The organism is [Actinomadura] parvosata subsp. kistnae, assembly GCF_900323885.1.
Lineage (GTDB): Bacteria > Actinomycetota > Actinomycetes > Streptosporangiales > Streptosporangiaceae > Nonomuraea > Nonomuraea composti.
In genome coordinates, this window is record NZ_OOHJ01000018.1 from 1,947,771 (window position 1) to 1,970,128 (window position 22,358).

A 22,358-nucleotide genomic window follows, 5' to 3' on the forward strand; every position below is an offset into this window, starting at 1 on the left:
CCCGCGGCAGTGCCACCGTTGTCCGAGGCACCGCCGCCACACGCGGCAACCGCGAGGGCGAGCAGCGCGGTACCGGCGACGATCCGTGCGCCCTTAGTAACACGCATGGTGAAAGAAATCCTCCCTCTACAGGTGGGCGCCAAGCGCTGAGCTGCGGTGATCGTGAGCAGCCTGACGGGGGGTTCCTGGTATCCCCCCGGATTTGGCTGACATGGTCAAACCAGCCGACGCCCTGCCAGTCGATCGCGACTATCCCTCACTACTTGCCACCAGCGAGTCTCTGGCGCGTTGCAGTTCGGTCACACGTGTGCCAATCCAACGTCACAGACAATAAGCCCCAAGTGGAGCAAACGGTACAAATCCACCTCAAGGGGCAGGGCCTGGACATGAACAGTCGATGAAAAATACCCCCTACACGACTGTGCTCGTGCCTCCGCCACCACGCCCCGGCTCGCTGGGCTACGGTTGAGCAGGTCTTGACGACGCCTTGGAACCCAGCGTCCGAAGACTCCGTCCAACAGTCTGTCCAACTGTCCGTCGTCAACCCGTACGACAGGCACCCCACCGACCGGGATCCAATAGAGTCCTTGCCATGAGCCAGCCGGAATCCGCTGTCGCGGACGCCCAGGCGGGCGGCCGAAGCGGGCAGGAGCCGCTGGCCAAGCTCGCCAAGAGATACGGGCTTCGCCGTGCCATCGCGCGGCCGAGGTTCCCTGTCTACCTGCGCCTGCTGTGGCAGCGCCGACACTTCATCCTGACGTACGCGACCTCGCGCAACGTCACGAAATACTCCAGCTCGGCGCTCGGCCAGCTGTGGCAGGTGCTGACGCCGCTGCTCAACGCCGGCATCTACTTCGTGATGTTCGGCGTCATCCTGGGCGGCGGCAAGGACATCGACAACTACCCCGCGTTCCTGCTGACGGGGATGTTCATCTTCACCTACACGCAGCGCACGGTGACCGCGGGCGCGAAGTCGATCTCCGGCAACCTGTCGATGATCCGGGCCCTGCACTTCCCCAGGGCCTCGCTCCCCCTCGCGTACACCATCCAGGAGCTCCAGCAGCTGGCCATCTCCATGGGCGTCCTGCTGGTCCTCGTGGCCGCCACCGGCGAGTGGCCCACCTGGTACTGGCTCATGATCCCGGTGGTGCTCCTGCTGCAGACGCTGTTCAACGTCGGCGCCGGTCTGGTGGTCGCCCGGATGGGCGCCCAGATGCGCGACCTCAACCAGCTCCTGCCGTTCATCACCCGCACCTGGCTCTACGCCTCCGGCGTGTTCTTCTCCATCCAGGCCAAGGTGGTGGGCGCCGCGGGGCTGCCCCAGTGGGTGGCCGACCTGATGTATCTCAACCCGGCCGCCTCCTACATCGAGTGGATGCGCGAGATTCTCATCCCGAGCTACAACACCGCCTATGGGCACCACCCGCCGACGATGGTGTTGGTGTCTTGCGTATTCTGGGCGGTGTTCGCACTCGGCTTCGGCTTCTGGTACTTCTGGCGGTCCGAGGAGAGGTACGGGCGTGGCTGAACTGACCAAGGAGCTGTCACAGGTGAAGGGCGACAAGCCCGCCGACCCCGGCAAGGATGTGAGAGTGCATCCCAACCCGGAGCCCCCGGGCAAGCGGCCCCTCGACGTCCCCACAGGCACTCCCACCGTCATCGTCGACGATCTCCATATCGTCTACCGCGTCTACGGGGCCGCCTCGGAGGCCGAGAAGGGCAACGCGGTCAACGCCCTCACGCGCATCCTCAGGCGCCAGGGCCGGCCGCAGATGAAGGAGGTCCACGCCGTCAAGGGCGTGACCTTCGTGGCCTACCACGGCGACGCCATCGGCATCGTGGGGCGCAACGGCTCGGGCAAGTCCACGCTGCTGCGCGCCATCGCGGGCCTGCTGCCCCCGCACAAGGGCGCCGTCTACACCGACGGCCAGCCCTCGCTGCTCGGCGTCAACGCGGCCCTCATGCGCGAGCTGACCGGCGAGCGCAACATCGTCCTCGGCTGCTACGCCATGGGCATGACGCCCGCCGAGGTCAAGGAGAAGTACCAGGAGATCGTCGACTTCTCCGGCATCGACGAGTTCGTCCAGCTCCCGATGTCCACCTACTCCTCTGGCATGGGCGCCCGCCTGCGCTTCGCCATCTCCTCCGCCAAGACCCACGACGTCCTGCTCATCGACGAGGCGCTGGCGACGGGCGACCGGGAGTTCAGGAAGAAGAGCGAGGAGCGCATCCGGCAGATCCGCGAGTCGGCCGGCACGGTGTTCCTGGTCGCGCACGACCTGCGGGTGATCGAGCAGACGTGCAACCGGGTGATCTGGCTGCACAAGGGCAAGATCAAGATGGACGGCGACCCCAAGGAAGTCATCGCCGCCTACAACAAGGGCTGATCGCCGGTCGCATCTCTTGCGACCGGCCGCTTTCCTTGACGTCGCACGTCACTCCCCCGCCGTTCCGGGCTTCCACCCATCCTTTACGCGCTGCCGTGGCCCGCCACCCGCCGCACTCCGGCTGACGGCCCTCCAGGGAAACGGCCTCTGACCCTTCAGTGGTGACCCGCCGCTACGCGAGCCCACCTTGACCGTCGAGGTGGGCCTCGTCACCCATTCGGTCAGGTGTGCGAAACGCCCGGCGACTGGAGGGGTAAAAGACTGACACCGAGCCTGCCGTTCCGATAGGATTCGAACGTCAATTCGATCCGGGGAACGGTGATGGAGTGGGGGCGCGCGATGGGAGAGCTTGCGGCCGCGATCGACCACCTGGCCATCGAGGACGTGGCCGAGATTCCTAGGATGCAGCTCGCCGAGCAGCTTCTCGAGTTGCACTGGCAGATGGCCCGGCTGCAGGCCCAGATCGCCCGCCGCACCGGCGTCCGCCTCCCCTGAGACCCGCCCGCAGCGCCCTGGAGGGCCGCCTGAGGCGTGGAGGCTCGGGAGGGCCGTCCCACCCCTTCCTGGGGCCACTCAGGCACCACAAGGCCCCTACAGGCGGCGGCCGTCGAGTGCCGGGGGCTGTCCGGGCAACGCTTCTACCCCGCGTGTCCGGGCAACGCTTCTACCCCGCGGACGGTCAAGTGGGCGCGCGTCACGGCGGCCGGCCACGTGGCGGTCAGCGGGCGTATTCCTGGAGGCCATCAGCCACGTGCGGCGGGTGGCGGTGACCTTGGCTGTGCCGTGAAGTATGGGTGTGGTTGTGGGCGAGCAGGCGAGAAGAGGCCCGCCACAAGAAGGCCCGACGCAAGAAAGGCCCGACGCTGGAAAGATCCGTCGTCGGAAAGGCCCGCCCCGGAAAGAAGGGCGCCACCGGCCCCGGGGTGGGGCCGGTGGCGCTGTGGGGCGTGGCGCCGCTGCCCTGCAGTGGCGGCGCCGTGTGCGCCCCGAGGCGAGGGCGCGTCCGCCCAGGCCCGACTTGAGCCCGCCCCCTGCGTGGCGGCGGACTCGTAACCTACGCGCGCCAGTGCCGCGGGCGCCCGGCACCTAAAGGGCGCCCGCGCGGCCTGCCGCATCGGTGCGACGGCGTCCCCGTCGAAGGGACCCCGGCCCGGAGTCCACGCCAGTGCGACCTGGAGGTCCGGCAGTGCGCGTGGACCTCCGGGCCCTGGCCGGATCAGAGGAAACCCAGACCTCTAGCGAAGAGGGCCCAGATCAGGGGATCCCCCGACCTCAGGTGGAGCAACGGCCGATGAGGCCCGTCGGAGGGCGGTGTCCCGGTCGATGGGGTTCGCCGTCAGGGGACTGCTGGGGCGTGCGAGCCGGCCGCCCGCGTCACCACCAGGCCGGTGCCCGGGTGTCGGCACCTAGGACACCCGCGAACCGTCCTGGCCGGTGTCTTGGGAGGCCGCGCTCGTCAGCGCCTCCATCACGGCCCAGTCGCGAACCTGGGGGTCGCGTCCAGGAGCCGCGTCCGGTCACGAACCTGGAGGTCATGGCCCGGGTCACCGTCCCGGAAGCCGCGCCTAGCCGCGCATCAGGGAGTGCCCGGCCATGAGCTCAGGTGTGTCCAGCCGCGTTTCTAGGAGTTGCCTGGTCGCGAGCCCAGTGCGGCGACTAGTCGCGGGCCGCGGTGCCCCGTACCGAGCTCGTCAGCGCGTCGGTGGTCCAGCCGAGGGCGGTGATCAGGTCGCCGTAGGCGCCGGCGGTCTGCACGCCGCGGCTTTCGACGAAGGCGGAGGTGTCCTCCACCAGCGGGGCCAGCTCGTCCATCGAGGCGGCCTGGGTGGTGCCGGGCAGCGCCTGGACGACCGGCGCCATCTCGGCGGGCGTCACCTGGCCGATCGCCGGGCCGAGCTGGCGGCCCGCGGTGTGCGGGAGCGCGCGCCACGTGGCTTCGGTGACCCCGCCCAGGAGGGCGTCGGCGGAGAAGTTGCCGAGGCCCTGGGAGCTGCTCGCCATGGTCTTGGTCGTGGCGGCGCCGCCGGAGACGGGCAGCAGGTTGGTGCCGCTCAGGGAGCTGACCGCGCTCTCGAAGGACGAGCCGACCGTGCCGGCCATCGCGCCGCCCAGGACGTCGCCCTGGGCCTGCTTGCCGCCCTTGACCGAGGGCATCGCCATGCGGGAGGCGCCCAGGAGGGGCAGGGACTCGGTCAGGCCGCCGCCGCCGAGCGGGACGCTGCTGAGGCTGCTGACGATGGGCGACAGCTCGGGCAGCGGGCCGCCGTCGGCGGTGACGTCCTCGGCCGCGTTGGCCGTGGTGCCGTCGCTCTCCGCCTGGTTCTCGCTGGCGATGTCGCGCTCGACCTCGGACATCTGGCCGCCCGACGCGGCGCCGGACTTGGCGCCGCCGCCGAGGGCGCCGAGCAGGCCGCCCCCGCTGCCGACGAGGCTGCTGAGCAGCCCGCCGAGCGGGTCGGCGCCGGCGATGGTGCCTCCGCCCAGGCCGTCGATCGGAACGTACCTGGCGGTGTTGTATTGGACTTCCGCCTGTGCCGGCACGGCCATCGCCGCCGCCGCCAAGCCGAATGCTGTGACGGCCAGCGCCGCCTTGACTACTCGATTCATGATTGCCTTCCCGGCTCGTGATCGATCGCTCTCGAATGCGGTGGAAATGCGAATCGATAACCCCCGTATGCCGTTGCGGACGCGCTATGGGCACCACACGAAGCGTGTCGCCACGGCTGAGCTACGCAAGCAGTTCTATCACTCGGCTTGATCGGCCGCAGGCGCATGAATCCCCATGTAGCAGGGGTTTGCAGCCCGGTTACCGAGTAAAGGGGGAGTGTTGAGCGGCGGCACAAAACGGGAAATAGGCGGGTCTTGTTTCCGATATTGTGCGCGACTCGCCGGTGCACACAAGAGGGCCCCGGCAGTCCGTGAACAAAGGGTCGCGAAAACAAATGTTCACAGGCCGGGGCCCGGAAATTCTCCGGTCGCGGTGGACGCGCGCGGCCGGGTCAGACGGTCAGGAGGGCGTCCGCCGGCTCGAACGGGAAACGTTCGGCGAAGGCCGGGCGCAGGTCCGTCAGCCACACGGCGGACGGGTCGTAGCGCGCGAAGAACGGCCGCCCCACGAGTGAGGGGTCTCGGGCCTGGATGAAGTGGAGCACGAACACCTGCTCCCCGGCGACTTCCATGACGCCGTCCACGCACACCTTGCCCGGCGTGGCCGACATGGAGGGCCCGCGCACCGTGCGACAGAGCCCGGACACGGTGGAGTACGCGTCCCGGAAGATCTCGTACGCGCGCGCCAGCGGGACCGCGAAGTAGTCCTGGGGCCCGGTGTCGCGCTCGACGAACATGTAGTAGGGGATCAACCCCATTCTGAGCTGGCGCCGCCACATGCCCGACCACACGGCGGGGTCGTCGTTGATGGATCTGATGAGGGGCGCCTGGGTCCTGATCGTGGCGCCGCTGCCGAGGATGCGTTCGACGGCCGACCCGACGAGCTGGGACTCCAGCTCGCGCGGGTGCGAGAAGTGCGCCATGAACGCGAGGTTCTTGCCCGCCTTGACGACCTGCTCGAACAGGCGGAGCGTGTCGTCGGCGTCGGGGTCGGTGGTGAAGCGCTGCGGCCAGTAGGCGAGCGCCTTGGTGCCGATCCTGATGGATTCGAGCTGGTCGAGCTCCAGCAGCGGCTCGATGTAGCGCCTGATCACCGGCTCGCCCATGATCATGGCGTCGCCGCCGGTGATCAGCACGCTGGTGACCTCGGGATGCCGGCGGATGTAGCCGACCATCTGCTCGATGTCGTCGGAGGCGAACTTGAGGTCCGCGTCGCCGACGAACTGCGCCCACCGGAAGCAGTAGGTGCAGTAGGCGTGACAGGTCTGCCCCTGCTTGGGGAAGATCAGCACGGTTTCCGGATATTTGTGCTGCATGCCGGGGACGGGCTCGTCCCCGATCTTGGGGACGTTCAGCTCCTTCTGGCCGGCGGGATGCGGGTTGAGCTGTGCGCGTACGCGGTTGGCCTCGGCCTGGATCTCGGCGTTCGGCGCCTCCGCCTTCAGCAGGTCGGCCAGCCTGGCCACGTCTGCCGCGGGCAGCATGTCCTCCTGTGGGAAGACGAGCCGGTACATGGGGTCGTCGGGCGCGGCCGACCAATCTATGAGTTCATCGACGACATAGGCGTTCGTCCGGAAGGGCAGCACCGTGGCGACGGCGCGCACCTTGAGCCGCTCGTCGTCCCCCAGCCCCGCGCGCTGCAGAAGCTGGTCGAGATGCTTGGACGTGTACGCCCGGAAACGTCGCGTGCCTGCTTGGTTCAAGATCACTAGGCCGTTCCCATCTTTTTTGTTCGATCGGGTGTAAACCTCACGACCCTGTCGCGCGTCTACGGTTCTTAATACCCGGACGCGCTTGCCCGCGTTCGCGGTTCCGCTGGGCTCCAAGTTTTCCTTGAGGTTTGAGGGCACTCGCGACATATCGCGTATGGGCGTACACTGATTTTTCGTGACCGACGATCCGGACCTGCGCGCCTCAGACGCCGACCGCGACCGCGTGGCCGCCGTGCTGGCAGAGGCACTCGCCACGGGAAGACTCACCACCATCGAGCACGCCGACCGCCTCGACGTGGCCTACACGGCCAAGACAATGGGCGAGCTCGTGCCCCTCACCCGGGACCTGCCCCAGGTGTCCGCGTCCGACGTGCCCGCCGCGATCGAGCAGCAGGTGATCAGCTCCAAGTTCAGCAAGGTCGTGCGCAAGGGGCGGTGGGTCGCCTCCCGGCACCTGCGGCTGTCCGCCCGGTTCGGGGCACTCGTCATCGACCTGTCCGACGCCGTGCTGCCCGGCCGCGAGATCACGATCGAGACCAGCGCGCGGTTCAGCAAGATGATCGTGCGGGTGCCCGAAGACGCCCACGTCATCGACGAGGGCAGCTCCCTGTTCGGCAAGCGGAACGTGACGGCGGGCTCCGAGGTGGACGGGCCGCTGATCCGGCTCACGGGGGCGTCGAAGTTCTCCAAGGTGATCGTCACCCGGGGCAAGGACGACTGGAACCTGCACTAGCCGGTCCTACCCGCCGGTTACCCTGGCACCTGCCTTGCCTGCGTGCGGACGTACCGAGCCCGCGAACCGGCCGAAGCCGTGGCGGCGGGCTCGATGCCGTACGAGGTGAGCAGTGTCCGAGAGCAGGCCAGTGGCGCTCGACGCCATGGGCGGCGACCACGCGCCGCACGAGATCGTGGCCGGGGCCGTGCACGCCGTCCGGGAGCGCGGCCTGCCCGTCGTGCTCGTCGGCTCCCCGCGCGTCCTCTACGAGGCGCTGGCCGACCACGACGCCACCAAAGAGGTGCCGATCGTCCGCGCCGAGGAGGCGCTGGAGATGGACGAGGGCGCGCTGGCCAGCCTGCGCCGCCCCCGCTCCAGCATCGCGATCGCCTGCCACCTCGTCCGCCGCGGCGACGCCTGCGCGGTCGTGTCCGCCGGGTCGACGGCGGGCATCGTGACCACCGGCAGGCTCCGCCTGAAGGGCCAGCAGGGCGTGCTCAGACCTGCCATCGCCGTGGACCTGCCCACGCTGCCCGCCCCCGCCGTGCTCCTCGACGCGGGCGCGAACGCCGAGGTCAAGCCGGAGATGCTGGTGCAGTTCGCGCACCTCGGGGCCACGTACGCCGAGCTCGCGCACGGCATCACCGACCCCAAGGTCGGCCTGCTCACCATCGGCAGCGAGGCCGAGAAGGGCGACAAGCTGGTCAGGCGCGCGCACGAGCTGCTGCAGGGCTCCCCCGGCATCAACTTCGCCGGCAACGTCGAGGGCCACGACCTGCTGACCGGCAAGGTCGACGTCATCACCACCGACGGCTTCACCGGGAACGTGGCGCTGAAGACCATGGAGGGCGCGGTCCGCTACGCGTTCGCCGAGCTGCGGGAGGCGGTCAGCGAGAGCCGGCTGGCCCGGCTGGGCGCCGCCATGCAGCGCTCGCGCCTGCGCGAGCTGCGCCGCCGCCTCGACCCGGAGGCGCACGGCGGCGCGGTGCTGCTCGGGCTGAACGGCACCGTCGTCATCGCCCACGGCGCCTCCAAGGCGCAGGGCATCAGCGCGGCGTGCCAACTGGCCGCGGACCTGTCGGCCGCGGGAGTGGTGTCCGCGATCGGCGAACGCATGTCCGCCGGGGGCCGCTCCCACCGGCTGTGGTGACGCGCAGGTCAGGGCCGTCGCACGGCGGATCTCCTCCTTCAGGAGGTCACGAAGACCCGACTCAAGTACCTCCCCCCGCTTCTCAGGAACCTCTAAGGTGTGAGACCGATCCGCAGAAACGGGGGCTTATGTGGACGGGCTCATCTCGGTGGCCCACGGGCTCACCTTCGAGCAGGTGGCCAAGGCGAAGGCGAACCACATCCCGCGCCGCTCCAGCCGCTCGCTGAGCGCGATCCTCAGGGCGAACGTCTTCACCCTCTTCAACCTCGTCATCGGCGTGCTCTGGGCGCTCATCCTGATCTTCGGTGAGTGGCAGGACGGCCTGTTCGGGCTGGTCATCGTGGCCAACGCGCTCATCGGCATCGTCCAGGAGCTGCGGGCCAAGCGCACGCTCGACCGCCTCGCCGTGATCAACGAGGCTCCCGTACGCGTGCGCCGCGACGGCGCGGAACGCGAGATCCACCCCCACGAGGTGGTCCTCGGCGACCTCATCCTGCTCGGCCCCGGCGACCGGCTGCTCGTGGACGGCGAGGTCGTGCACTCCGACGGCCTCGAGATCGACGAGTCGCTGCTCACCGGCGAGGCCGACCCCGTGCACAAGCAGCAGGGCGACCAGGTGCTGTCGGGCAGCTTCGCGGTGGCCGGGTCGGGCGCGTTCGTGGCGACGCGGGTCGGCACCGACGCGTACGCGGCGAAGCTGGCCGAGGAGGCCAGCAAGTTCCACCTCGCCCACTCCGAGCTGCGCGCGGGCGTCTCGAACTTCATCAAGTACATCACCTGGCTGGTCATCCCGATCGGCGCCCTGCTGATCTACAGCCAGCTGCACAACTCCGCCGACCTGCGCACCGCCGTCACCGGCGCCGTCGCGGGCATCGTCACCATGATCCCCGAGGGTCTGGTGCTGATGACCTCCATCGCGTTCGCCGTCGGCGTCGTCCGCCTGGGCCGGCGCAAGGTCCTGGTGCAGGAGCTGCCCGCGATCGAGGGCCTGGCCAGGGTCGACGTGCTCTGCCTGGACAAGACGGGCACGCTCACGGCGGGCGGGATGGACCTCGGCGAGGTCCTGCCCGTCGGCGACGACCCCGCCGCGGATCAGGCGCTGGCGGCCCTGGCCAACCTCGACGAGCGGCCCAACGCCACCGCCGAGGCCATCAGGGCCCGCCACCCCGCCGCCCCTGAAGGGTGGACGGCCCGCTCGACCGTCCCGTTCTCCTCGGCGCGCAAGTGGAGCGGGGCCGACTTCGGCGAGCACGGCGCCTGGGTGCTGGGCGCCCCCGACGTGCTGCTGCGCGGCGGCGCCTGCCTCGACCGGGCCACCGAGCTGGCCGCCACGGGCACGCGGGTGCTGGCGCTGTGCCGTACGGACTCCTTGCCGGGCACCGAGAGCGGCGAGGCGGAGGTGGAGCCGGTCGCGCTCGTCACGCTCGACCAGCGCGTCCGGCCGGACGCCCGCGAGACGCTCGGGTACTTCGCCAAGCAGGGCGTCACCCTCAAGATCATCTCGGGTGACAACCCGCTGGCGGTCTCCGCCATCGCGACCGGCCTCGGCATCCCCGGCGGCGAGCGCTCCATCGACGCCCGCACCCTCCCCCACGACGACCCCGCCAAGCTCGGCGAGCTGCTCGACACCCACACCGTCTTCGGCCGGGTCAGCCCGCAGCAGAAGCGCGAGTTCGTGGCCGCGCTCCAGGCCCGCGGCCACACCGTGGCCATGACCGGCGACGGCGTCAACGACGTGCTCGCGCTCAAGGACGCCGACCTCGGCATCGCCATGGGCGCGGGCAGCCCCGCCACCAAGGCCGTCGCGCAGGTCGTGCTGCTCGACGACAGGTTCGCCACGCTGCCGCACGTCGTGGGCGAGGGCCGGCGGGTGCTGGCCAACATCGAACGGGTCTCCAACCTGTTCCTCACCAAGACGTTCTACGCGATCGTCCTGTCGCTGCTCGTCGGGGTCGCCGGGGTGGCCTTCCCGTTCGCGCCACGGCACTCGACCCTCGTCAACGCCCTCGTCATCGGCATCCCCGCGTTCTTCCTCGCGCTGGCGCCCACCCTTGAGCGGTCCAAGCCCGGGTTCGTGCGGCGGGTGCTGCGCTTCGCCGTACCGGCGGGGGTGCTGTGCGCGGCGGCGGTGCTGGTGTCGTTCTGGGCCGCGCACAACGGCGCCGCCAGTCTCCTGGAGAACCAGACGGCGGCCGTGATCACGCTCTTCCTCACCACCTGGTGGGTGCTCGTGCTCATCGCCAGGCCGCTCAACTGGTGGCGGGTGCTGCTCGTCGGCGGCATGGCGGTGCTGTTCGTCATCGGCATGGCGCTGCCGTTCGTCAGGGAGTTCTTCGCCCTCGAGCCGGGCGACCTCGGCAACGACCTGACCGCCGCCGGCATCTCGATCGTGGCGGCGCTCATGATAAGCGGCGCGGTCAAGCTCGCCGGTACCCTTAGACCATGACCGACCCGCAGATTGTGCTCACCGAGCGCGTCCAGCAGGCGCTGGCCCGCGCGTTCGGCCCCGAGCACGCCGACGCAGATCCGCTGATCCGGCCCTCCCAGTTCGCCGACTTCCAGGCGAACGTCGCGATGAGCCTGGCCAAGCGCCTGCGACGGTCCCCGCGGGAGGTCGCCGAGGCGATCACCGCCGAGCTGGCCGACTTCCCCGGCACGGTCGAGGTCAGCGGCCCCGGCTTCCTCAACATCACGCTCAGCGACGCGTGGGTCGAGTCCGAGGCCCGGCAGATGCTGGCCGACCCGCGCCTCGGCGTCGGCACCGTCACGCCCGCGCAGACCGTCGTGATCGACTACTCCGCGCCCAACGCGGCCAAGGAGATGCACGTCGGCCACCTGCGCACCACGATCGTCGGCGACTCGCTGGCCCGCCTGCACGAGCACCTCGGCAACAAGGTCATCAGGCAAAACCACCTGGGCGACTGGGGCACCCCGTTCGGCATGCTCATCGAGCACCTGCTCGACATCGGCGAGCCGGCCGCGGTCGCGCAACTGGAGGCCGGCCAGGGCACCGAGTTCTACCAGGCGGCGCGGGCCAAGTTCGACGGTGACGAGGCGTTCAAGACGCGTGCCCGCGCGCGGGTCAGCACCCTGCAGTCGGGCGACCCCGACACGCTGCGCCTGTGGCACGTGTTCATGGACGCCACCGTGCGCTTCTTCAACAAGGTCTACGACGTGCTCGGCGTCACCCTGACCGACGCCGACATCGCCGGCGAGAGCATGTACAACCCCATGCTCCAGAAGACCTGCGACGACCTCGAGGCGTCCGGCACGGCCGTGCTCAGCGAGGGCGCGCTCTGCGTGTTCCCGCCCGGCTTCACCGGCTCCGACGACAAGCCGCTGCCGCTCATCATCAGGAAGAGCGACGGCGGCTACGGCTACGCCACCACCGACATGGCCGCCATCCGCTACCGCGTCCACGACCTCAAGGCCGACCGCATCCTCTACGTCGTGGGCAACGAGCAGGCGCTGCACTTCCAGATGGTGTTCGCCGCCGCCAAGGAGGCCGGCTGGCTGCCCGACACCGTCCAGGCCGAGCACGTGCGCATCGGCATGATGCTGGGCAAGGACGGCCGCCGCTTCAAGACCCGCTCCGGCGAGTCCGTCAAGCTGATGGACCTCCTCCAGGAGGCCATCGACCGCGCCGCCAAGCTCATCGAGGACCGCGGCTACGACGAGGCCACCCAGCGGGAGATCGCCCACGCCGTCGGCATGGCCGCGGTGAAGTACGCCGACCTGTCGGTGAGCCACGACAGCGAGTACGTCTTCGACCTCGACCGCATGGTGGCCACCACCGGCAACACCGGCCCCTACATGCAGTACGCGACGGCCCGGATCCGCTCGATCTTCCGCCGGGCCGGCATCTCCCCGGCCGACGCCACCGCGCCCATCGTGCTCGCGGCCCCCGCCGAGCGCGCCCTCGGCCTGCACCTGCTGGGCTTCGGCGAGCTCGTCGCCCAGGTCACCGCCGCCTCCGAGCCGCACCGCCTGTGCGCGTTCCTCTTCCAGACGGCCAGCCTGCTCAGCACGTTCTACGAGGAGTGCCCGGTCATCAAGGAAGGCGTCGACCCCCAGACCCGAGACCAGCGGCTCGCCCTGTGCGCGCTGACGTTGCGGGTGCTGGAGACGGGCCTCGACCTTCTGGGCGTCCCTGTCCCCGAGCGCATGTAACAGGCAGTTGGCTCAAAGTCTCCCGTTCCGTCGTGGGCGCGCCTCCACCGGGTTGGCGCGCCCCAACGGCTAGGCTTTACGCGGTCATGAACTGAGGCCGAAATGGGGGAGTTCTCTGCCTTGAGCACGGACCTGACTGCGAGCCCCCAAGCAGCGACCGAATTGCATCGCTACGCCGAAGCGCTGCTGGCGCACCTCGCCGCCAAGGGCACCGCGCCTCCGGCCGCGCCGAGCTTCAGCGACGTACCCGGCTACTGGCTGCCCCCGGCACTCGAAGCGCTCGTCGCCCTCCTGTCCGGCGATGACCCGCTCGAGCCGCTGAGCCGGGCCGCCGGCCGCGACCAGCAACAGACCGCCCTGTTCCTCTGCCTGGCGCTGGCCGTGTCCGGGCAGGGCAGCCGCATCCACGCCTCCTGGCTGGGCACCGCGTTCGGCGAGCTGTCGCTCGACCGGCCCGTCTCCCACGGTCAGCGCTCCCTCTGGCTGGCCGCCGCCCGCGGCGCCTACGGGCCCGCCGGCAAGATCTTCGTCCTGCGCAAGCTCGACGCCCTCGCCGTCCAAGAGCACGCCGACCCCGAGCAGTGGGTGCAGGCCCTCGTGCCCGGCGAGCCGTCCGTCGTCGTGCCGCCCTCCCTGGCCGACTTCCCCGAGATGGCCGAGATCCCCGAGCTGGCCAGGCCGTCCGTGGCGGCCGCCCGGCTGGCCCGGCTCCGCGGCCGCTGCGCCGAGATCACCTCCACCCGGCAGTCGGAGCACGACTCGCCCGCCCCGCTCGACAACAACCCCGCCACCCCGGCCGCCGCCTGGGCCGAGGACGAGCCGCTGGCCGTGCTGCGCACCCTCATCGGGCAGGGCGGGCCCGCCGGGCCCATGGCGTCGCTCAGCTCGTACCTGCTCGACGACCTGCGCCCCGGCGCCGACCCGCACCTCGCCGCGATCGCCCTGCACGTGGCCGCGCCCATCCTGCGCGGCGTCGCGGAGGAGCTGGAGGCCGACAGCCGCCTCGAACCACCCGCCACCCTCACCGTCCCGCTCCTCGGCCACCGCATCCACCTGCGCCCCGAAGGCCCCGACGCCGCCTCCCTCGCCGCCGCCGAGGAGTCCATCCTCACCGAGGGCATGGTGCCGCGCGGCCGCCCATGGGCCGCCCTGGTGCTCATCGTCGCCGGCGTCGCCTGCCTCGCCGGCGCCGCTCTCGGCCCCACCTGCTCGCCGCCGCCGCCGTCGCCATGATCGGCCTGGCCGGCTGGCAGCTCTGGCAGCGCCGCAAGCTCATCGAGGCCGACGCCCGCTACGTCGCCGGGCAGGTCAACGAGCTGAAGGAGCTGGCCGAAGGGGCGGTGTGGGCGCTGCACGCGTACGCACGCGAGTCGGAGACCCGCGCCAAGCAGGCGGCGGAGGACGCCGCCGAACTCACCCGCCTCATCCGCCGCGGCCCCCGCGCCGCCCACTGACCCCAGCCGGTCGGGCGGGGAGCACGCCGCCGGCGAGCTCCCCGCCCGACACCGGCCACACGGCGGGAACGCCCACACCGCGCGGCGGCAACGCCCACGTCGCATGGCCAGCCGCTCCTTGCACGGCCAGCCCCACCGCGCGGCCAGTTCCTCCGCCCGGCTGCCTACACGTTGCCCAGATCGGACACAGCGGGCACCTCCGGCACAGGGCCACACCGCCCACTCCGGGCACAGACGCACAAGGCGCACCCCCGGAACGGGCCCACAGCGCGCACCCCGGCACAGGCGCGCACACCTCACCCCCCGGGCACGGCACAGCGGGCACGGTGCGCACAATGCAGGCTGGGCAAGAGTCAGAGCTGGGCACCCAGTCGGCCAGCCGGGGCGAGGGGCTGGGCACCGTCCGGTTCTCGGGCCGCAAAATGACGAGGAACCCGCCCCTCGCCCAGGGCAGGTTCCTCGATGCTCAGCTCAGGTGTCTACGGGCTCAGGTGGTCTCGATCTCCACGTGAGCCGGCGCGAGGAGGAAGACGCGCTCGGCGATGCGCTCGATCCGCCCCTCGCAGCCGAATGCCAGCCCGGCGGCGAAGTCCACCATCCGCGTCGCCTCAGGCATCGACATGCCCGTGACGTCCATGATCACCGTCTGACCGTCTCGGAAGTGCTGGCCGATCAACGGTGCGTCGTTGTACTTGAGCGGCTGAACCATCACGATCCGCGAGGAGTCGACGTTCGCGCGCCACCGCCTGGCGGCCCGCTCGGTCGCGGGGACGTACTCGTCCTCGTACTGCTCGTCGTCGTCATAGCCCTCGTCGTAGTGATCGACCCCGCTCAGGCCAAGGTAGCTCACCACCTTGCGCACTGCCCCCATCGGCTTGTCCTTTCCTCAGGAACTCACCGTAATCGGCACGTCCCTACACATTGGACGGTAACCGACGATTCCGCATTCGCCACGCGACACGCCCAGCCCTAATTCCATTTTGTACGGCTTGCAGCCTGCTTGCAGCTGGATATCCGACCCCCGTATACCATCAGCCACATGCGCCTCTTCACGGTCGACGCCTTCACTGACTCAGCTTTCCAGGGTAATCCCGCGGCTGTCTGCCTGTTGGACACTCCGGTTACTGCGCAATGGATGCAGAGCGTAGCCGCGGAGATGAACCTCTCCGAGACCGCCTTCCTGCTAGGGGATGAGCTACGGTGGTTCACCCCTGTCGTTGAGGTCACGCTGTGTGGTCATGCCACTCTCGCGACCGCACACGTCCTCTATTCGACCGGTGCGGCGGAGGGGCCGCTCGAATTCAGCACGGCCAGCGGCACGCTTACCGTGAATCGGCGCCCCGACGGCATGATCACAATGGATTTCCCCGCCAAGGAGGTCACGCTCAGCGAGCCCCCTCCCGGGCTGGCGAAAGCCCTCGGTGCTTCCCCGGTGCGGGTCGGGAAAAGTCAGCTCGACCTGCTGGTGGAGCTGGACTCGGAAGAAGCGGTAATCGCTCTTACCCCCGACATAGCCGCTCTAAACCTCATTGACGCAAGAGGAATCATCGTCACAGCCCCCGGTACCAAAACCGACTTCGTCTCCCGCTTCTTCGCCCCCAGGGTGGGCGTCCCGGAGGACCCGGTGACCGGCTCGGCCCACTGCGCCCTCTCCCCGTACTGGTCGCAACGCCTGGGCCGTACCTCACTGGTGGGCGCCCAACTCTCGTCCCGGGGCGGCCTCGTCCACGTCACCCACGCCGGCGACCGCGTCCACCTCGCGGGCCATGCGATCACCGTCCTCTCGGGCGAGCTGCACGTCTGATCGCCGCGGCCCAGCCCTGTACGGCCCCTTACCGGCCTATGGGGCCGAACCGGGCGGGCAGGCAAGGCCGAACGCCTGCGCACGTTCCCCAAGCCGCATGAGGCGCTGATCACCCCGGTAGTGGCGGCGACCGGTCTTCCGCGAGAGGCGGGTCACCAAGGCGGCATTCGTGTCGCGCGCGGTCATGGACTTGCATCACGGGCTCCATCCGGATGGCGGCATGCGGAACCCGACGCCGCCACTCAGCGCGATCCCGACCTGAGTGGGGGTGAGGTCGGGGCGCTCACTCCGGTACGCGCCGATGGCCGCGTGAGCTCGGTCACCGACCAGGGAGCGCAATCAGGGCTCGTCGTAGCTCGTGAGGCAGCCTGTCGATCTCGGGCAGGTAGTACATCCAGTAGCGGGCCTCGTCGAGCGTGGTGCCGATGATGACCGGCTTTGGCCGGGTCGTCGGGTGAGGCGATGCGCTCTATCGGCAGCTCGGGGACGACGGTGCCGTCGACCACGAGGTGGAAGGTGGTGTCAGCGAACTTGGTGGCGTACAGCTCGCGAGCGGCCTCCTGCAGCTTGCCGACGTCCGGATTCAGCCGCTGCCGGGCGTCGCGGACGCGGACCAACTGCGTGAAGCGCTGGGCGACCGCTGCCGGGTCGCGGTAGTACCGGCCGTTCGGCTCTGCAACACCGCCCCGTTGTAGAGGTCGTCGGCGGACGGGCTGCCGAGCAGGGCGAGATGCTGATCTTGCCGCCGATTCGCCGACCACGGTGCGCGTCCCGCAGAGCCGGCGCGGTCCCGTCGTACCAGGGACTGGGAGCCGAGCCGGTGACGAAGCCGCCGTGGATGAAGACGATAACGGGCTTGCCTGCCTCGGGTGAACGGAGTCCACATGTTAAGCGTCAGGCAGTCCTCCGACAGCGAGGTCCCCTCGACGGCCTCGTGCTCGTCGTGATCCTGCAAGGACGCCGGGCTCAAGACGCGAGGCGTCCTTGGGCTCGGTCCACTTGCGCGGAGGAGCCGGCGGCAGAAAGCGACGCGACCCGATCGGCGCGGCGGCGTACGCAATCCCCCGAACCGACGAGACGCCTTGCTTCTGGATCCCGGCAACCGGCCCGCTCTGGGTCACGACTACCGTCTCAGGCCGGTTCACTGTTACCGGCCGAGCTAAGTGATGGCCACCGGCCTGTCCTGGGCCACGCCCACCGGCCCGGGCTGAGGGGCGGCCCCCGATCCGTCCCGGGTCACAGCCACCCGCCCATGTCGAGAGTGACGGACACCGACCCGTCCTGGCTGACGGCCACCCGCTTCTGTCGAATGACAGCCATCGGCCCGTCCTGAGTCACGGCCGCCGGCGCGGTACTGGCCCCCGCGTATACGGGAGGCGCCATCGCTACCGGCAACGCCGCCACCAAAGCCGCCGCGCAGCCGCCCAGGCGCCTCCTGATCGCCGATCCTGTGCGCCCCTTACCCATGGGAGCTGCTTTCTCCCGTATCAGCGGCCCGGGTGCGGCGCGCGGTGGTGTGAAGGGCGGGCCAGGCGCAGCCGTGCAGGGTTCCAAAGCGGCCGGACGAACCGCGTAAGGTACCAAAGCGGCCGGACGAAGCCGTGCAAGGTTCCAAGGCAGGCCGGACGAGGCTGTGTATGGTCCCAGGGCGGGCCAAGCCGCGTAAGTGGCCCAGGTGGGTCCCCAGCGCGGCCGGTCCGTCCATCCGGCGGGGGCGGCAGCAGCATCGCCCCGCTCGCTTTACCTCGCTCACTCCGTCACCAACACCCGTCGCGTCCGGGCGATCAACCGTGTCGGGTCGGTCGGTAGGTCAGGACCTGCGTGTTGGTGTCGAAGGTTCGGGCCTCGATCAGCTCCAGGTCGAAGTCGTCCGCGCCGTCGAAGATCCGGTCGACGCCGGTCGCACCGCTGATGACCGGGAAGACCGTCACCTCGATGATGTCGACGAGGCCGGCGTTCAGGAGCGCTCGGTTGAGCATCAGGCTGCCGTGGGAGCGCAGCGGCACGTCGGACTCGGCCTTGAGGCGCCTGACTGCCTCGACGGGGTCGCCGGGCTCGATGGTCGTGCCCGGCCACGCGAGCGGCTCCGTCAGCCGGTTGGAGAGCACCGTGACCGGCGAGTCGAACATGTGCGTGATCCACTCGTCGAACAGGCTGCGGTCGAAGCCCGGGGCCAGGAACGGCGCGTTCGACGTGTACGTCTTGGACCCCAGCACCATGCGCAGCGGCTCACTGTAAGCGGCGGCGCGATGTGCGAGGAACTCGGGGCCCTGCTTGCCCCAGTAGCCGCCCCAGTCCCCCTTGTGGTTGGCGTAGCCGTCGAGCGTGGAGAAGATGTCGAAGGTGTAGGTGGCGGTCATGGTGACTCCTTACGAGCGAGAAGCTGGTCGCGCGCCTCTTGCGGCGGCCTCACCCCTGCTACGAACGCCCCCGCCCCGATCCGACACCTCTCCCGGATTTTCTCCCAAAACTTTTCCGGCCCATCCGACGCGCTGGGCAGGGCGCCCCCTTGCGCTGAGGATGGCGCTCTTCTTCCCGGTGGCTCGATGCCCGGCGCGGTGGGCCGGTCGCCGATCGACCAACGACTCGACGGCCAACCACGCGAGGGCGGGCGAAGGCGTCGCCGGCGGATGCAGCCGCCGAAGAGACGGCGCGTGCTCGTGCGATGCCCAAGACCTGCTCCAGCCGGGCGCTTCCAGGCGACCGCGGAGCCCAGGATCGGGATCGCCGGACCCGGTCTGACGCCTTGAGGGCAAAAAGAAAGGGCCCCGACGAATCGGGGCCCTTCCATATAAAGATTGTCCGGCGGTGACCTACTCTCCCACACCCTCCCGAGTGCAGTACCATCGGCGCAGGGAAGCTTAACTTCCGGGTTCGGAATGTAACCGGGTGTTTCCTTCCCGCCATAACCGCCGTAACCCTGCGAAACAGCCATTTGCTGTCTCAGAACTGCATAGTGGACGCGAGCAAGAGTTGCTTTGTGGTCAAGTCCTCGGCCTATTAGTACCGGTCAGCTCCACACGTTACCGCGCTTCCACCTCCGGCCTATCAACCCGGTCGTCTACCGGGAGCCTTACCCCCTCACAGGGTGGGAGACCTCATCTCAAGGCGAGCTTCCCGCTTAGATGCTTTCAGCGGTTATCCCTTCCGAACGTAGCCAACCAGCCGTGCACCTGGCGGTACAACTGGCACACCAGAGGTTCGTCCGTCCCGGTCCTCTCGTACTAGGGACAGCCCCTTTCAAGTCTCCTACGCGCGCAGCGGATAGGGACCGAACTGTCTCGCGACGTTCTAAACCCAGCTCGCGTACCGCTTTAATGGGCGAACAGCCCAACCCTTGGGACCTACTCCAGCCCCAGGATGCGACGAGCCGACATCGAGGTGCCAAACCATCCCGTCGATATGGACTCTTGGGGAAGATCAGCCTGTTATCCCCGGGGTACCTTTTAGCCGTTGAGCGACACCGCTTCCACACGCCGATGCCGGATCACTAGTCCCAGCTTTCGCTCCTGCTCGACCCGTCAGTCTCACAGTCAAGCTCCCTTGTGCACTTACACTCAACACCTGATTGCCAACCAGGCTGAGGGAACCTTTGGGCGCCTCCGTTACCCTTTAGGAGGCAACCGCCCCAGTTAAACTACCCACCAGACACTGTCCCCGATCCGGATCACGGACCAGAGTTAGACGTTCAAAACGACCAGAGTGGTATTTCACCAATGACTCCACCCGAACTAGCGTCCGAGCTTCCCAGTCTCCCACCTATCCTACACAAGACGCTCCAAACGCCAATGTCAAGCTGTAGTGAAGGTCCCGGGGTCTTTCCGTCCTGCTGCGCGTAACGAGCATCTTTACTCGTAGTGCAATTTCGCCGGGTCTGCGGTTGAGACAGCGGGGAAGTCGTTACGCCATTCGTGCAGGTCGGAACTTACCCGACAAGGAATTTCGCTACCTTAGGATGGTTATAGTTACCACCGCCGTTTACCGGCGCTTAAGTTCTCACCTTCGCCACATTGCTGCGGCTAAGCGGTCCCCTTAACGTTCCGGCACCGGGCAGGCGTCAGTCCGTATACATCGTCTTACGACTTCGCACGGACCTGTGTTTTTAGTAAACAGTCGCTTCCCCCTGGCCACTGCGACCCCCACCAGCTCCGAGTGCAAGACTCATCACCAGCAGAGGTCCCCCTTCTCCCGAAGTTACGGGGGCAATTTGCCGAGTTCCTTAACCACAGTTCACCCGATCGCCTTAGTATTCTCTACCTGACCACCTGAGTCGGTTTAGGGTACGGGCCGCCACAACACTCACTAGAGGCTTTTCTCGGCAGCATAGGATCATCCACTTCACCACAATCGGCTCGGCATCACATCTCAGGATTAATGCGCGGCGGATTTGCCTACCGCACTCCCTACATGCTTACCCCAGGACAACCATCGCCTGGGCTGGACTACCTTCCTGCGTCACCCCATCGCTTACCTACTACCCAATCAGGCCGAGCGTTCACTCTGACCCCAAGCCCGAAGGCTTTAGGCGAGTTAAGGACTCTTAGTATCAAGGGGTTCAGTATGGGCGCATTGAAGCGGGTACGGGAATATCAACCCGTTGTCCATCGACTACGCCTGTCGGCCTCGCCTTAGGTCCCGACTTACCCTGGGCGGATTAGCCTGGCCCAGGAACCCTTGGTCATCCGGCGCGAGGGTTTCTCACCCTCGATTCGCTACTCATGCCTGCATTCTCACTCGCGTACGCTCCACGGCTAGATCACTCTGCCGCTTCACCGCATACACGACGCTCCCCTACCCACCAACAGCACATAGCTGTCAGTGCCACGACTTCGGCGGTGTACTTGAGCCCCGCTACATTGTCGGCGCAGAATCACTTGACCAGTGAGCTATTACGCACTCTTTCAAGGGTGGCTGCTTCTAAGCCAACCTCCTGGTTGTCTCTGCGACTCCACATCCTTTCCCACTTAGCACACGCTTAGGGGCCTTAGTCGGTGATCTGGGCTGTTTCCCTCTCGACTACGAACCTTATCGCCCGCAGTCTCACTGCCACGCTCTCACTTACCGGCATTCGGAGTTTGGCTGACGTCAGTAACCTTGTCGGGCCCATCGGCCATCCAGTGCTCTACCTCCGGCAAGAAACACGCAACGCTGCACCTAAATGCATTTCGGGGAGAACCAGCTATCACGGAGTTTGATTGGCCTTTCACCCCTACACACAGATCATCCCCCAGGTTTTCAACCCTGGTGGGTTCGGTCCTCCACCCAGTCTTACCTGAGCTTCAACCTGCCCATGCGTAGATCACCCCGCTTCGGGTCTACAGCATGCGACTCAAACGCCCTCTTCAGACTCGCTTTCGCTACGGCTCCCCCACACGGGTTAACCTCGCCACACACCATAACTCGCAGGCTCATTCTTCAAAAGGCACGCAGTCACATCACAGCTGAGCAAGCCCAGCTAAGCTCCTACGGCTTGTAGGCACACGGTTTCAGGTACTATTTCACGACCCCTCACCGGGGCACTTTTCACCTTTCCCTCACGGTACTCGTGCACTATCGGTCATCAGGGAGTATTTAGGCTTACCAGGTGGTCCTGGCAGATTCACACAGGATTCCTCGAGCCCCGTGCTACTTGGGATCCCCTCCAACAGTCGACAAGGTTTCGCCTACCCGGCTCTCACGGTCTACGGCAGCCCTTCCCAGAGCTTTCAACTACCCCATCGATTTATCACTGTCTGCAGTCCCGGCAGAGACCGCCAGAAGGTCCCACGACCCCGGACATGCAACGCCTGCCGGCTATCACACACGCCCGGTTTAGCCTCATCCGCTTTCGCTCACCACTACTCACGGAATCACTCTTGTTTTCTCTTCCTACGGGTACTGAGATGTTTCACTTCCCCGCGTTACCACCAACCGCCCTATACATTCAGGCGGAGGCAACACCACATGACTGGTGCTAGGTTTCCCCATTCGGACATCCCCGGATCAACGTCTGGTTGGCGACTCCCCGAGGCTTAACGCAGCCTCCCACGTCCTTCATCGGCTCCTGATGCCAAGGCATCCACCGTGTGCCCTAAAAAACTTGGCCACAAAGATGCTCGCGTCCACTATGCAAATCTCAAACAACAAACAGCAAACCACCGCCACAACACCTCAGTGCTGCTTGAGTGGCCCTGTCTCCAAGAAAACAGTCGCCCGTTTCCTCAGGACCCAACAGTGTGTCCAGCCGATCCACGCCCTCGCAAACCCCGTTCCCACTCCCCCTTACAGGGGCGGTACTTGCGGTCCGACGACGCGAACCGGCTGAGTAGCCAGTGCTCCACTAGTGAGCTGTCACCCCACCACACATTCGGCGGTGACGG

Annotated in this window: 15 protein-coding genes and 2 rRNA genes; 10 read left to right on the forward strand and 7 right to left on the reverse strand. The window is 67.9% G+C overall.

Features of this window, described 5'->3' with window-relative positions; translation table 11 throughout:
- Window positions 1–592 precede the first annotated feature (592 nt).
- The 3 genes from KIS93_RS29000 to KIS93_RS29010 all read left to right on the forward strand — a co-directional run bounded on the left by KIS93_RS29000 (window position 593) and on the right by KIS93_RS29010 (window position 2,882).
- Window positions 593–1,528, forward strand: a complete 936-nt coding sequence (locus KIS93_RS29000) for an ABC transporter permease (RefSeq protein WP_080044686.1) — start codon at window positions 593–595, stop codon at window positions 1,526–1,528.
- Entirely contained in the window at window positions 1,521–2,387 is an 867-nt protein-coding gene (locus KIS93_RS29005; protein ID WP_186404500.1) for an ABC transporter ATP-binding protein, read from the forward strand. Before KIS93_RS29000 ends, KIS93_RS29005 begins: the two co-directional genes overlap by 8 nt.
- 339 nt (window positions 2,388–2,726) lie before the next feature.
- Entirely contained in the window at window positions 2,727–2,882 is a 156-nt protein-coding gene (locus KIS93_RS29010; protein ID WP_168021673.1) for a hypothetical protein, read from the forward strand.
- Window positions 2,883–4,043: 1,161 nt separating this feature from the next.
- On the opposite strand, the gene KIS93_RS29015 is transcribed toward KIS93_RS29010, so the two are convergent.
- Together KIS93_RS29015 and KIS93_RS29020 are read right to left on the reverse strand one after the other, a co-directional pair.
- Window positions 4,044–4,994: a hypothetical protein gene (locus KIS93_RS29015; protein ID WP_155128938.1), complete on the reverse strand. Its 951-nt coding sequence runs from the start codon at window positions 4,992–4,994 to the stop codon at window positions 4,044–4,046.
- Between the two features lie 392 nt (window positions 4,995–5,386).
- The gene (locus tag KIS93_RS29020; RefSeq protein WP_080044683.1) at window positions 5,387–6,703 is read right to left on the reverse strand and encodes a KamA family radical SAM protein; all 1,317 of its coding nucleotides are present in this window, start codon (window positions 6,701–6,703) and stop codon (window positions 5,387–5,389) included.
- Between the two features lie 178 nt (window positions 6,704–6,881).
- Here KIS93_RS29020 and KIS93_RS29025 point away from each other — a divergent pair, with 178 nt between their 5' ends.
- From KIS93_RS29025 to KIS93_RS65740, 6 genes are all read left to right on the forward strand, one after another.
- Entirely contained in the window at window positions 6,882–7,439 is a 558-nt protein-coding gene (locus tag KIS93_RS29025) for a DUF1707 SHOCT-like domain-containing protein (RefSeq protein ID WP_230465751.1), read from the forward strand.
- Window positions 7,440–7,551: 112 nt separating this feature from the next.
- A complete protein-coding gene (gene plsX, locus KIS93_RS29030; RefSeq protein ID WP_230465750.1) occupies window positions 7,552–8,571 on the forward strand; it encodes a phosphate acyltransferase PlsX in 1,020 nt (339 codons plus the stop codon).
- Window positions 8,572–8,701: 130 nt separating this feature from the next.
- On the forward strand, window positions 8,702–11,017 hold the full coding sequence (locus KIS93_RS29035; RefSeq protein WP_080044682.1) for an HAD-IC family P-type ATPase: 2,316 nt from the start codon (window positions 8,702–8,704) through the stop codon (window positions 11,015–11,017).
- A complete protein-coding gene (gene argS, locus KIS93_RS29040; protein WP_080044680.1) occupies window positions 11,014–12,741 on the forward strand; it encodes an arginine--tRNA ligase in 1,728 nt (575 codons plus the stop codon). The genes KIS93_RS29035 and argS overlap by 4 nt, the downstream gene beginning before the upstream one ends.
- 162 nt (window positions 12,742–12,903) lie before the next feature.
- A complete protein-coding gene (locus KIS93_RS29045; RefSeq protein WP_246005376.1) occupies window positions 12,904–13,974 on the forward strand; it encodes a hypothetical protein in 1,071 nt (356 codons plus the stop codon).
- Window positions 13,971–14,195 carry a hypothetical protein gene (locus tag KIS93_RS65740; protein ID WP_246005377.1) on the forward strand — a complete coding sequence of 75 codons (225 nt, stop codon included), beginning with the start codon at window positions 13,971–13,973 and terminating at the stop codon, window positions 14,193–14,195. Before KIS93_RS29045 ends, KIS93_RS65740 begins: the two co-directional genes overlap by 4 nt.
- Window positions 14,196–14,682: 487 nt before the next feature.
- On the opposite strand, the gene KIS93_RS29050 is transcribed toward KIS93_RS65740, so the two are convergent.
- Window positions 14,683–15,066, reverse strand: a complete 384-nt coding sequence (locus KIS93_RS29050; protein ID WP_080044678.1) for a cell division protein SepF — start codon at window positions 15,064–15,066, stop codon at window positions 14,683–14,685.
- Window positions 15,067–15,234: 168 nt separating this feature from the next.
- Between KIS93_RS29050 and KIS93_RS29055 the strand changes: the two genes are divergently transcribed.
- On the forward strand, window positions 15,235–15,999 hold the full coding sequence (locus tag KIS93_RS29055; protein WP_080044677.1) for a PhzF family phenazine biosynthesis protein: 765 nt from the start codon (window positions 15,235–15,237) through the stop codon (window positions 15,997–15,999).
- Between the two features lie 887 nt (window positions 16,000–16,886).
- On the opposite strand, the gene KIS93_RS69140 is transcribed toward KIS93_RS29055, so the two are convergent.
- The 4 genes from KIS93_RS69140 to KIS93_RS29075 all read right to left on the reverse strand — a co-directional run bounded on the left by KIS93_RS69140 (window position 16,887) and on the right by KIS93_RS29075 (window position 22,084).
- The gene (locus tag KIS93_RS69140) at window positions 16,887–17,144 is read right to left on the reverse strand and encodes a carboxylesterase family protein (RefSeq protein ID WP_420895876.1); all 258 of its coding nucleotides are present in this window, start codon (window positions 17,142–17,144) and stop codon (window positions 16,887–16,889) included.
- A gap of 639 nt (window positions 17,145–17,783) precedes the next feature.
- Window positions 17,784–18,359 carry a dihydrofolate reductase family protein gene (locus tag KIS93_RS29065; RefSeq protein ID WP_080044676.1) on the reverse strand — a complete coding sequence of 192 codons (576 nt, stop codon included), beginning with the start codon at window positions 18,357–18,359 and terminating at the stop codon, window positions 17,784–17,786.
- A gap of 440 nt (window positions 18,360–18,799) precedes the next feature.
- Window positions 18,800–18,916: ribosomal RNA gene (gene rrf / locus KIS93_RS29070) — 5S ribosomal RNA — on the reverse strand.
- Between the two features lie 63 nt (window positions 18,917–18,979).
- Window positions 18,980–22,084: ribosomal RNA gene (locus KIS93_RS29075) — 23S ribosomal RNA — on the reverse strand.
- Between the last annotated feature and the right edge of the window lie 274 nt (window positions 22,085–22,358).